The following is an 11,752-nucleotide window of genomic DNA, read 5'->3' on the forward strand; positions in this document are numbered from 1 at the left end:
CCGATAGTGTGCCGGCACTATTGTCTAATCGCGATCCTCATCCTGCCCTTCCCTCCATTCCTCGGGATGGACCTTGAGATAGCTGCTGACGGCGACGCCTAAAGTCGGAAAAAACGCAGCTTCGCCAAACCGCTCGAATAGTCCGAAGCGCTTCAACTTGTCTTTGACAGGGTCCTTCATCTCGGCCACGCACAACGTGATGCCAGCCTCGTTCAAGGTTTGGTCCAGTTCAGCCAGCATGTCGGCGGAAGTCACATCCACGCTGGTGACCGGTTCGGCTGCTACCACCAGCCAACGAACCGGCGTGGGTGATGTCGCCACGGCGTCCAGCACTCGGTCATGGAACAGTTCTGCGTTGGCAAAAAACAACGGCGCATCCCAGCGAAACAGCACCAGGCCGGGAATAAGGCGCGCATCCGGATAACGCGTGATGTCGTGATAGCCCTGGACGCCTTTGGCGCGACCCAACACCGCAGAATACGGCCGCCAGCCATCCCATAGAAACTCGATCACCGCGACAACGATGGCCAGGCCAATGCCCTCGATGGCGCCGAATACGGCCACACCGAGCGTACAAACGATCGATAACCAGAATTCCCAGCGCTGGATACGATAGATCCGTCGCAGATCGGCGACCTCGATCAGGCCGATAGCCGAAGCGATGACCACCGCCGCCAGTGCGCTGGTGGGCAGGTTTTTCAACAAATCCGGGGCATACACCAGCAATAAGGCAACAGACAGTGCTCCAACCACGCCGGCAAGTTGGGTTTGGGCCCCCGCCGCCTCGGCCACAGGTGTGCGTGACGAGCTGCTGCTGATTGGAAACCCCTGGAACAAACCGCCGGCAAGGTTGGCGACGCCGAGCCCTACCATCTCCTGGTTTGGGTCGACATAGGTCTTGGTCCGCGCCGCATAAACGCGCGAGAGCACACTGGTGTCGGCGAACGAGACAAGCGCAACGGCGCAACCTCCGATCACTACAGGAACGATATCGGCACGGCTGATCCAAGGGATGGCAAACGCCGGCAAGCCTTGGGGCAGCAAACCGAGGACCGCGACATTGTGGGTTGTAAGGTCAAGCACGCCAACGGCGACGGTGGCGCCTGCCACGGCGATCAGAATCCCCGGCACGCGTTTTTTGTCCTTGAGCAACAAGATGACCGCCACGGTGGCTGCACCGATCATGAAGGTGGTCCAGTTGGTTTTTCCATCCATCACCGAGGTGGCAATGGCCCACAGGTTGCGCAGCGGTCCGTCGGATTCAATCGAAAAGCCGAAAAACTTGGGTAGTTGACTGATCAATACCGTCAGTGCGATGCCGTTCATGTAGCCATAGCGGATCGGTTTGGATAGCAGTTCGGTGACAAAGCCCAGCCGTGCGACACCCGCCAGAATGCACACCACCCCCGAGACAATCGCCATCATGCCGGCAAGGGCGATCGCCCGATGCGGATCACCGCCGGACAGCGGCAAGACTACGGCGAGAATGATGGCTGCCAATGAGGAATCCGGCCCCAGCACCAGGATTCGGCTGGGGCCGAACAACGCATAAGCGAGCAATGGAACGATGGTCGCGTAAAGGCCATAAATGCCGGGCACCCCCGACGCCACCGCGTAGGCGATGCCGACGGGCACCAGCATGGTGGTGAGCACGAGTCCGGCCACAATGTCGCGCCGCAACCATGCCATCTTGTAGCGGCTCAACGTCCGCAGCCCCGGCAGCCAACGGCTCAAGTGGGTTTGATCGCCAGTATGCCTGTGCGTAATCCGGCCCGGTTCGGGAGCGGGTGGCAGAGCATCCGAATCGCTCATGGGACTTTAGCCCTCAGAGATAACAAACAGCGTGCGGTAGATTCATTCTGGGTCAAGTCTGCGATCTTGCTCAGTCGTGAGTGAAAGATTCAACGAGGGCGCAGGCAACCTGCACACTCATCGTCGATCGCACCGACTCCAATAGCCTGTCTCCCGGTGTCGCAAATTCATAAATTCTCGCCGATCACCCGATGTTTTTTCTCCTGGGTCTCAGCCAATGATGCCAATGTGCCTTTATTGCACCTTACGCTGACCTCTTGATCGCCATCTATTAGCTGACTCAGGAATTACGGACTATGGGAAGCTGGAAAATCAGGACTCATCTGCTTGTGCTTACCAGCACTTTGCTTCTGGGTTTGTTGTGTGTTGGCGGGCTTGGACTCTTGGGAATGCAATCCGCGGTACGCAGTCTGGAGACCGTGTACCTCGATCGGGTCGTACCGCTGCGGGACTTGAAAAAAATCGCTGACTTGTACGCCGTGGACATCGTCGATGCCACCCACAAGGCACGCAATGGCAACTTCACCAACGCTGAATCATTGACCCGGATAGAGCAAGCGCAGAGGGAAATCGATCAGACGTGGCGCGCGTACAAATCAACAGAGCTGATCCCCGCAGAAACCCGTTTGATCGGGCAAATCGACCCGCTGATGGAAGCGACCCACGGTCCATTGCAAAACTTGCAGGGCCTGCTGCGCCAGAACGACGCCGCCGGTCTCGCGCGTTTCGCGACAGATCAGCTGTATCCACTGATCGATCCCTTGTCAGCCAAGTTTTCCGAGTTGATCGAAGTTCAACTGGTGGAGGCCAAGAACCAGTTCGAACAGAACCAGAGCGCCTATACCTCCAGTCTCCAGCTCAGCCTGTTGATTCTGGCATTGGCCCTGATCGCGGGCGTGGCCTACACGGTCTTGTTCTCCCGCCTGTTGAGCCGCCAGCTCGGTGCCGAACCGGCAGAACTGGCGGCCATCAGTTCGAACATCGCCCAAGGGAAACTCGCCGCTACACAGCTTGATCAGCAACAGTCGACGGGGGTGCTGCACTCCGTCCAGGCGATGCGCCACAGCCTGAGCGAGATGATCGGCAAGATCAGCCAGGCCTCCGGGCAGATAGAAGGTGCCACGCTGCAATTGTCTGCGTCCTCCGAACAAGGATTGAGCAGCGCCGCACTGCAAAGCGAGACAGCCTCCTCCATGGCGGCCACGGTAGAAGAGCTTTCCGTCAGCATCACTCACATCGCCGACAATGCTCGACAGGCCCAGAGCACCGCACAGAAAGCAGGCGAAATCACCAGCGAAGGCATGGAGGTCATGCAGGCCTCCATCCAGGAAATGGGCCAGATTGCCGATCTGGTGACACAAAGCTCATCGGACATCGATCAACTGGCGATTCAGTCCAACGACATCAGCCTGATTGTCGGTGTGATTCGCGGCATCGCCGAACAGACCAATCTCCTGGCCCTCAATGCCGCCATTGAAGCGGCACGCGCGGGCGAACAAGGTCGCGGCTTCGCCGTGGTCGCCGATGAAGTGCGCAGCCTGGCCGCCCGCACGGCCCAATCCACCACGGAAATCGTTGCCTTGGTCAATGCCATACAAAGCGGCATGGTCAAAGCCAAAGACAGCATGGCCGCCGGCTGTGAACGCGTGACTCATGGTCAGAAACTGGTCGAAAGCGCGGGCCATTCCATGGGCAGGATCAAGGGTGTGCTGGACGAATCCCTTGCGGCCGTTAGTTTCATTTCGGTGTCGCTCCAGGAACAACGCGCCGCCAGTGAACAGGTCGCCTGCAACGTCGAGAAAGTAGCGCAAAGTGTGGAAGAGAACGCCACCGCCCAAGGCGGGATCGTGCGCACAACCCAGGAACTCAAGGCAATGTCCGACGGACTGGGCGTCATGCTGCAGCGGTTCAGCTTCTAAAGTGCATGCCCCCCGTCAAACCAGCCAACGGAGTTTGAAGGTTATGACGGGGGCGCACCCGGTTACCGAAGATAGTCTAGGATTTAAATGGCGAGCTTTCGTCACTCACACCCTGCCGCTGTTTGTCTGGCCCACTCAAAGGGAGACGCCAACGTGAGTACCTTGAAACTTCATCCTGCCCTGGACAATGGTATCCAACCCGCCGACGCGAATTTCACCGGAGGCACCCTGCAATGCCTGTGTGCGAACGACAAAGTCGAGGTCCGGATCGACGCGCAAACCCTGCATAACCACGCGTGCGGCTGCAGCAAATGCTGGAAACCGCAAAACGCGATATTCGCCGTCATTGCCGTGGTGCCTCGGGACAAGGTCAGCGTCACTGCCCACGGCGAAAAACTGGCCATTGTCGACGAAAAAGCCACCATCCAGCGCCATGCCTGCAAGCAGTGCCACGCCCATCTCTTCGGGCGCATCGAGAACAAGGACCATCCGTTTTATGGCCTGGACTTCGTCCACACTGAGCTCTCTCCCCAACGAGGATGGGCTGCGCCAGGCTTCGCGGCGTTCGTGTCCTCCATCATCGAAACCGGCACACCGCCAGCGCAAATGAAAGCCATCCGTGAGCGCCTGCGCTCTATCGGCCTGGAACCCTATGACTGCCTGTCACCGGACTTGATGGACGCAATGGCGACTCATGTCGCCAAACAGAAAGGCCTGCTGCCTGCCGCCTGATTGATCGGTCGCCGCGGTTTCTTCGCCGGACCGCGGCCCCCGGGCAGCTTGTTTGGGGATCTGTCGTCAGCGACGTCGAGAAATGGCGAACGCCGGCAGCGCTTCAATCCTCTGGGGGTTTCCTGAATACCAGCAGCTTCCCGGTTGCACGCTGCACCACCTTGTCATTCTGATTCAGCGTTTCCATGAACAGCGTCACCACGCCCCGATCCGGTTTGGAGGCCGACGGTTCGATGGCCTGCACCTTGCTGAACAGGCGTAACACGTCATCCGGATAAGTCGGTGTCGGCCAGCTCAGCTCGATGCCCAGGCCAATGATGCCGTCCGCCAGGGGGACGCTGGCCACCAGCATCTTCATGGTCAGGGCCGCAGTGTTCCAGCCGCTGGCCGCCAGACCGCCGAACAGACTCAACTCGGCCTCTTCGGCACTCAAATGGAAAGGTTGCGGGTCGTATTCGCGAGCAAACGCCAACATCGCTTCCTGATGGACGCGAACAGGGTCGCTTTCAAACTCCTGACCCAGACTCAGGTCATCGAGATAGAGTTTTTCCCAGGCATGCAGGGTCATGATTCATTCCTCCGCAGTGCATTACGAATAGCCGATGTCGCTGAGATCGATCGCCACCAGCAAGGCGTGCTCATCCGCCTGACCGTCGGCCTTGCGTCGATAGGCGCGCCGCTTGCAGGGCATGCGCAAGCCGTCGGTTTCAACATAGCCATGAACGTACTGCGCGGCAGCCAGGCCACCGCTGACATCCACGTTGTAGTCGTGACGACGTAACAGAAAGTCTGCACCGAAGTAGAAATCCTGCACCGCGCAGTGCGTGGCGATTGTCTCGGGGAAGGTCACCCGCAAACGACGCCAGCGCTCCGAGCCCTCGTGCCAGGGCTCGACTTCCTCGGTCACGACACCCGGCCAGGTGAACTGGAAAGGCATGGTCAGGTACGACCAAAGCGCGTAACCGTTGAAGTACGCTCGGTGCAGGGGATCCCAGGGACTGTTTTCCCCATGGTCGCGAAAGGACTCTCTGGGTTTCGATCGCTCGGCAATCACCTTGCCGGCGGTATTTTCGATGGCGATTCGATCCGGGGTGTAGGCGGTGAATTGATCGGCCCCACCAAAGGGCGTCACTGAGGCCCGCTGCTCATGCAGCCAGACGGTCATCTGCCGTGGCGCGCTGTCCTGGGTCAGCCCTTTCATGGCCCAGAGCGAGCCCCCGGTCACGATAGTGGCGCGTACCTGGTTGAAACTGCTCCAGCGCTCCAGACCACCATGGGCGATCAGTACGCGATTGAGCAGTTCATCGCCCGGCGCATTCATAGTGGCGGCCCTCCTCCCTCCGAAGGCTGATCCCGAACCCATTGCCAGAATAATTGATACCCGACCGCCAGCACCACCGGACCGATGAACAACCCGATGATGCCGCTGGTGACCATCCCGCCAAGCGCGCCGATCAGCACCACCGGCATCGGCACATCGACACCGCGCCCCAGCAGCAGCGGTTTGAGCACGTTGTCCACCAGGCCGGCGACAAAGACGAAGATGGCGAACACGATCGTCACGGTGTTGGCGCCTTCGGTGGCGAACACAAAGGCAATCACCGGAACCGTGATCAGCGTCGCCGGCAATTGCATGATGCCGAGCAACAGCACCCCAAGGGCCAGCAAACCGGCGCCGGGAATGCCCTTGAAGACAAACCCGAGCCCCACCAGCAGCATCTGGATGAACGCGATCCCGACCACGCCCAGCGCGACCGCACGGATCGTTGCGGTGCACAGCGCGGCAATTTTCGGTCCTTTGGCCGGGTCGCTGACCCGCGAGGCAATCTGCACCGCGCTGCGACTGCCGCTCTCGCCATAGGCCATGAAAATACCGGCGATGATCAAGGCGAAAATGAAGGTCAGGAAACCCATGCCGACGCCGGCCAATTTGCTCAAAAGGGACAGGCTGAAGTGCTTGATCTGCGGGAGGTATTTGGCGGTCAGGTCGGGAAGATTGGTTGAGGCTTCAAGCCACAAGTCAAACAGCGGCTGCCCCACCAATGGCCAACTGGCAATGGATTCGGCGGGGGGTGGCAGGTGAAAGTCGCCGCCCTTGACCACTTCCATCACACGGTCGACCGAGTCGGCTATCGAGGTGCCCAGAAAGTAAATCGGCAACACCAGGATGACGATGGCGATCAGGATAATCAGCGTCGCAATGCGCCCGTCATTCTGCCCCAAGGGCCCTTTCAGACGCGCCTGCAACGGGTAAAGGGTAATCGCCAGGATCAGCGACCACAGCATCAGGTCACGGAACGGGCTGAAGATTTCAAAGCAGAACAGCACCAGAACCGCGATCAACCCAGCCCGGATAAGGACATCGAGCAGCGTGCGCGTCAGCGTTTTTTCGGAGAACGAAGTGGGCTCCATGGAGGCCTCCTGATCACTGCAACGGTACGGGATCGGTTAGCCCAGCATAGTCGTTCGGCGGAAAACGCGTGGATTCAACGCAACTTCAATGGATCAACCATTCCGGCGGCAATGGCCATGCCGACCAGGTCCGGCAGGGTATTGGCCTGCATGCGTTTCATCACGCGTGAGCGGTAGAGGTCGACGGTTTTTGCGCTCACCCCCAGTTGCTCGGCGATTTCGCGGGTGGTGTAACCCTGCACCAGCGGCAACAAGACGTCGCGTTCCCGTGGGGTCAGCGTGAGCAAACGCGCCTGCAACGCTTCATGCCCCTGATTACCCGAACGGTGGGTCGCGCAAGTGCTCAGGGCCTGTTGCACGCTGTCCAGCAGCAGTTGTTCGTTGTAGGGCTTTTCAATGAAGTCGTGAGCGCCGGCCTTGAACGCACGCACCACGATCGGCACATCGGCGTGACCGCTGACGAAGATGATTGGCAGGTTCAGTTCGCGCAATCGCATTTCTTCCTGCACGTTCAAGCCGCCCATGCCGGGCATGCGTACATCCAGCAGCACACAGGCTGCCAGGCTGGCATCGCAGGCATTGAGGAACTCAACACCGCTGGTAAACGGCAACGCCTTGAGGCCGACTGATTCCAGTAACCAGACCGTTGAATCGAGCATGCCTTGATCGTCATCGACCACATACACCACGTGCTCCGTCACACCCGCCATTGCATTATTCCTGTTGTTGTTTTGTTGGACCGGCAAGCGGCAAGCGACAGCACATCAGCAGCCCGACCGGTTGGCGGCGGGCCTGCAATTCTCCGCCGAAGCCTTCGATGATGCTGCGGCTCATGGACAAACCGAGCCCCAGGCCATCGGCCTTGCTGGTATAGAACGGGGTAAAAATCTGCTCCAGTTCGGGCTCGCTCACGCCGGGCCCCTGGTCCTGCACCGTGATGTCCACGGTGGCGGCACTGCCCTGCCCGGCAGTCATCACAATCAGCGAGGGCTGGCCGGGATGTTGTTCGCGGTTGGCATCGGTGGCATTGCGCAACAGATTGAGCAGGACTTGTTCCAGCAACACTCGATCGGCATAAACGGGCGGCAGATTATCCGGCAGGCGATCCTCGATTGTCACTTGGCAATTACTCGCTTCCCAGGCGCACAAACGCACGGCTTCGCGGGCGACATCGGTGACGTTCAGCGCCTGCATGCGGCGCTGGCCTTTGCGCAGAAACGCGCGCAAACGGCGGATCACTTCCGAGGCGTGCGTGGCGTGATGGGTGATGCGTTCCAGCCCTTGCGCAACCCGGGCGGCCGCCTGGGGGTTGGAATCCACGGTCTGCAAATAACGCTGGCTGGCGTTGGCGTAATTGACCACCGCGGCCAGCGGCTGATTGATTTCGTGGGCGATGCCCGAGGCCAGTTCACCGAGGGTGACCAGGCGCGCGGTGTGCGCCAGTTCATCCTGATGGCGGCGCTGCTGCACTTCGCGCAGTTCACGTTCGGTCATGTCCCGCGCCACCAGTGAATAGTAGCGCTCGCCGCCGGCCGAACGATGCGCCAACAGCACCAGCGACACCGGTACCGACGCGCCACCGCCTGGTGGTTGCAAGCGCGCATCGGTGCTCCAGACGCCGTCGCGTTCGGCGCCGCTCCAGCCGTCACGTTGCAGACGCGTCAGGTCAGCGCTGGCGAACAGTTGTGCCAGGACCGGCATCGGCTGTTGCTCGCCTATGCCGAGGATGCGGCGTGCCGCCGGGTTGAGGTAAGTGACTTGCCCCTCGGGGTCGATGAACAGCACCGGATCGGTGTTGACCTCGACGACTTCGGCCAGGCGCCGCTTGTTCTCTTCGGCCTGCACTCTGGCAGTAATGTCCCGGGAGACGCTGACCACCTCGACCACCGTGCCGGTATAGGTTTCACGAATCGCCCGACTGGCGGTTTCGAACCACAGATAATGGCCGTTCCGATGGCGAATGCGATAGGTCATGGTGTGATAACCGTCCTGCTCCAGCGCATCGCGGGCACGCTGCACCAGGCTTGCCAGGTCCTGGCCATGGAACAGGCCCTGGGCCATTTGCCCGCGCAGTTCTTCCGGCCAATAGCCGAGCAACGTCCATGACGCGGGGGAGGCATCGAGAAAACAGCCGTCCGGTGTGTGCCGCGAAATCAAGTCGGTGGTGTTCTCGATGATCAGCCGGTACAACCGCCGCGCCTGAGCCGCTTCGCGCTCGGCCAGCACTTGCGCAGTGGCGTCGCGGCAACGGGCGAGCACACGGTTGTCCTGGGGATCGGGAATGAATGTCCAGATCAGAATCTGCGTTTCGAGCTGGGCTTCGACCCCTTCAATGGCGCGCTGCTGGTCCAGACACGCGCGCACCAGTACCCGATGGTTGACCGGCAGAAAACCGAATACGTCGCTCAGCGGCTTTTCCGCCAGCAACGCCAGCAACGCCGCGTTGAATTCCTGCGGCCGTCCCTGCGCATCGAGCAACAGGCTCGGTTGCGGATCGTGGCCCAACAGTGGCGAGCCACGCAGCATGCCGTTGACGCTGCTGAGCAAAGTCGTGAGCAAATCCTGCACCCACCCCAGCCAATCGAAACTCACGCCTTCGCAGACTTCCACCAGCAACAACCCGGCCTGCCCAGGCGTCAACGCCAGATCGAACACTTGGCCATGGCTGATGGCGGCGCGGCGCAGTCGACCGGCCAACCAGCAATCCAGTTGCCGCACTTGCGCCAGATCGAGGCGCCCGGCTTCCAGCAAACGCTCGAACAGCAACTGATCGCTGGCCAGCGAAGGATCGCCCTGGCCCGGGGGAAAATGCTGGGCGGCACCTTCATGGCTGTAGATTCGCGCCTGGGGTTGCCAGCTCAGGTAAACCGCGCGACGCACCTCGGGGCAATCCTGCAAGGCCCGGCACAACGCATCGGCCCGGGCGGCCAGAGGCACGGCCTCACGCTGCAAGCGCAACCAGCTGTGCAATCGAACGGGGGTCAGGGTCATCACGGGTCCGCTTCGTTGGGGAAGCCAAGGATATACCGGCCTTGGCGATATAACGGTAGTCATTTAGTTCAGCACGAATCAAATATAGTACATATACCATACGCCATAGGTTGTACTTCCATATCGATGGAGGATTGTTATATAAAGCACACCGGACATATAAAGGTGACCTCAGCGGCGACGCTGAAAGGCCACCGATAGAGCTAACAATCAGCCACCGAGTACCGCACATGTCGATCTATGAACAAGGGCTAGTCCCTTCGGCTGTCAATCACATCGCCTTGTCTCCGCTCAGCTTCCTTGAGCGCACGGCCAATGTTTACCCCGACTACCCCGCCGTCATCCACGGCTCGATTCGCCGTACCTGGGCGCAGACCTACACCCGTTGCCGACGCCTGGCCTCGGCGCTGGCTGGTCGCGGCATCGGCAAAGACGACACCGTGGCGGTGATGCTGCCCAATATCCCGGAAATGCTGGAAGTGCATTTTGGCGTGCCGATGATCGGCGCCGTGCTCAACCCGCTCAACGTGCGCCTGGATGCTGAAGCCATTGCGTTCATGCTCCAGCATGGCGAGGCCAAGGTGCTGATCACCGACCGCGAATTCCATAACGTGATTCACGCCGCCATCGGCATGCTTGATCACCCGCCTCTGGTCATCGACGTCAACGACCCGGAATACGGTGAAGGCCAGGCCGTCAGCGATCTGGACTATGAAGCGTTGCTGGCCGAAGGCGACCCGGCGTTCGCCTGGCAATGGCCAGCCAACGAGTGGCAAGCCATCTCGCTGAACTACACCTCCGGCACCACCGGCAATCCGAAAGGCGTGGTCTATCACCATCGCGGCGCTTATTTGAATGCCTTGGGCAACCAGATGACCTGGGCCATGGGCAACCATCCGGTGTACCTCTGGACCCTGCCGATGTTCCATTGCAACGGCTGGTGCTACCCGTGGACCATCACCGCGCTCGCCGGCGTTCACGTGTTCCTGCGCCGGGTCGATCCGCAGAAAATCCTCACGCTGATTCGCGAACATCAGGTCACGCACCTGTGCGGCGCGCCGATCGTGCTCAACGCACTGGTCAACATGCCGGAATCGGCGAAGGCGGCCATCGATCACCCGGTCAACGCCATGGTCGCCGGTGCTGCGCCGCCAGCCAAAGTCATTGGCGCCGTGGAGGAAATGGGCATCAAGGTCACCCACGTGTACGGCCTGACGGAAACCTATGGTCCGGTGACCCTCTGCGCCTGGCATGCCGAATGGGACGAACTGCCGCTGGAAGAACGGGCGCAGATCAAATCCCGTCAGGGCGTGCGCTACCCGACGCTCGAAGGTGTGATGGTCGGCGATTCGAAGACGCTGGAACCGACCCCGCGCGATGGCCAGACCATCGGTGAAGTGTTCATGCGCGGCAACACCGTGATGAAGGGCTACCTGAAAAACCCGACGGCCACCGCCGAAGCATTCGAGGGTGGCTGGTTTCACACTGGCGACCTGGCGGTGTGTCACCCCGACGGTTATGTCGAGATCAAAGACCGCCTCAAAGACATCATCATTTCCGGTGGCGAGAACATTTCCACCATCGAACTCGAAGGCGTGCTCTATCGCCATCCGGGGGTGATGGAAGCCGCCGTGGTCGCCCGCCCCGATGAAAAATGGGGTGAAACGCCCTGCGCCTTCATCACCTTGAAGGCTGATCACCAGGACGTTCGCGAGGCCGACATCATCAGTTTCTGCCGCGAGCATCTGGCCGGTTTCAAAGTCCCGCGCACGGTGATTTTCACCCTGCTGCCGAAGACTTCCACCGGCAAGATCCAGAAGTACGTGCTGCGCGACAGGGCCAAGGCCCTCTAACCCTCACCGACGTTTCACCTATCAGGCGGCAGG

General features: G+C 60.3%; 9 protein-coding genes. 3 read left to right on the forward strand and 6 right to left on the reverse strand.

What is annotated here, in order from left to right:
- Window positions 1–24: 24 nt before the first annotated feature.
- Window positions 25–1,812, reverse strand: coding sequence for a SulP family inorganic anion transporter (locus ACM6IO_RS24390; RefSeq protein WP_414912391.1), 1,788 nt, complete (start codon window positions 1,810–1,812; stop codon window positions 25–27).
- Window positions 1,813–2,108: 296 nt separating this feature from the next.
- Here ACM6IO_RS24390 and ACM6IO_RS24395 point away from each other — a divergent pair, with 296 nt between their 5' ends.
- Both ACM6IO_RS24395 and gfa read left to right on the forward strand, forming a co-directional pair.
- Window positions 2,109–3,731: a methyl-accepting chemotaxis protein gene (locus ACM6IO_RS24395; protein WP_414912392.1), complete on the forward strand. Its 1,623-nt coding sequence runs from the start codon at window positions 2,109–2,111 to the stop codon at window positions 3,729–3,731.
- 153 nt (window positions 3,732–3,884) lie between these two features.
- Window positions 3,885–4,463, forward strand: coding sequence for an S-(hydroxymethyl)glutathione synthase (gene gfa, locus ACM6IO_RS24400; protein ID WP_192227174.1), 579 nt, complete (start codon window positions 3,885–3,887; stop codon window positions 4,461–4,463).
- A gap of 103 nt (window positions 4,464–4,566) precedes the next feature.
- Here the strand turns inward: gfa and ACM6IO_RS24405 are convergent, their stop codons facing one another.
- The 5 genes from ACM6IO_RS24405 to ACM6IO_RS24425 form a co-directional block, all read right to left on the reverse strand.
- Window positions 4,567–5,031 carry a MaoC family dehydratase gene (locus ACM6IO_RS24405; RefSeq protein ID WP_008026361.1) on the reverse strand — a complete coding sequence of 155 codons (465 nt, stop codon included), beginning with the start codon at window positions 5,029–5,031 and terminating at the stop codon, window positions 4,567–4,569.
- A 21-nt stretch (window positions 5,032–5,052) separates the two neighbouring features.
- Window positions 5,053–5,784 carry a hypothetical protein gene (locus tag ACM6IO_RS24410; protein WP_414912393.1) on the reverse strand — a complete coding sequence of 244 codons (732 nt, stop codon included), beginning with the start codon at window positions 5,782–5,784 and terminating at the stop codon, window positions 5,053–5,055.
- Window positions 5,781–6,875, reverse strand: a complete 1,095-nt coding sequence (locus ACM6IO_RS24415; protein ID WP_008041498.1) for an AI-2E family transporter — start codon at window positions 6,873–6,875, stop codon at window positions 5,781–5,783. The genes ACM6IO_RS24410 and ACM6IO_RS24415 overlap by 4 nt, the downstream gene beginning before the upstream one ends.
- 74 nt (window positions 6,876–6,949) lie before the next feature.
- Window positions 6,950–7,585 carry a response regulator transcription factor gene (locus ACM6IO_RS24420; protein WP_008026356.1) on the reverse strand — a complete coding sequence of 212 codons (636 nt, stop codon included), beginning with the start codon at window positions 7,583–7,585 and terminating at the stop codon, window positions 6,950–6,952.
- A 4-nt stretch (window positions 7,586–7,589) separates the two neighbouring features.
- A complete protein-coding gene (locus ACM6IO_RS24425; RefSeq protein ID WP_414912394.1) occupies window positions 7,590–9,866 on the reverse strand; it encodes a PAS domain S-box protein in 2,277 nt (758 codons plus the stop codon).
- 230 nt (window positions 9,867–10,096) lie between these two features.
- Between ACM6IO_RS24425 and ACM6IO_RS24430 the strand changes: the two genes are divergently transcribed.
- Entirely contained in the window at window positions 10,097–11,719 is a 1,623-nt protein-coding gene (locus ACM6IO_RS24430; protein ID WP_223451464.1) for an acyl-CoA synthetase, read from the forward strand.
- Window positions 11,720–11,752: the final 33 nt, after the last annotated feature.

The organism is Pseudomonas sp. IT-P44, assembly GCF_949768225.1.
GTDB classification, from domain to species: domain Bacteria; phylum Pseudomonadota; class Gammaproteobacteria; order Pseudomonadales; family Pseudomonadaceae; genus Aquipseudomonas; species Aquipseudomonas migulae.

Excerpts from the sequence above, each read along its gene's own strand:
- ACM6IO_RS24390 (WP_414912391.1), bottom strand. The coding sequence starts at position 1,812 with ATGAGCGATTCGGATGCTCTGCCACCCGCTCCCGAACCGGGCCGGATT.
- ACM6IO_RS24395 (WP_414912392.1), top strand. The coding sequence starts at position 2,109 with ATGGGAAGCTGGAAAATCAGGACTCATCTGCTTGTGCTTACCAGCACT.
- ACM6IO_RS24405 (WP_008026361.1), bottom strand. The coding sequence starts at position 5,031 with ATGACCCTGCATGCCTGGGAAAAACTCTATCTCGATGACCTGAGTCTG.
- ACM6IO_RS24410 (WP_414912393.1), bottom strand. The coding sequence starts at position 5,784 with ATGAATGCGCCGGGCGATGAACTGCTCAATCGCGTACTGATCGCCCAT.
- ACM6IO_RS24415 (WP_008041498.1), bottom strand. The coding sequence starts at position 6,875 with ATGGAGCCCACTTCGTTCTCCGAAAAAACGCTGACGCGCACGCTGCTC.
- ACM6IO_RS24420 (WP_008026356.1), bottom strand. The coding sequence starts at position 7,585 with ATGGCGGGTGTGACGGAGCACGTGGTGTATGTGGTCGATGACGATCAA.
- ACM6IO_RS24425 (WP_414912394.1), bottom strand. The coding sequence starts at position 9,866 with ATGACCCTGACCCCCGTTCGATTGCACAGCTGGTTGCGCTTGCAGCGT.
- ACM6IO_RS24430 (WP_223451464.1), top strand. The coding sequence starts at position 10,097 with ATGTCGATCTATGAACAAGGGCTAGTCCCTTCGGCTGTCAATCACATC.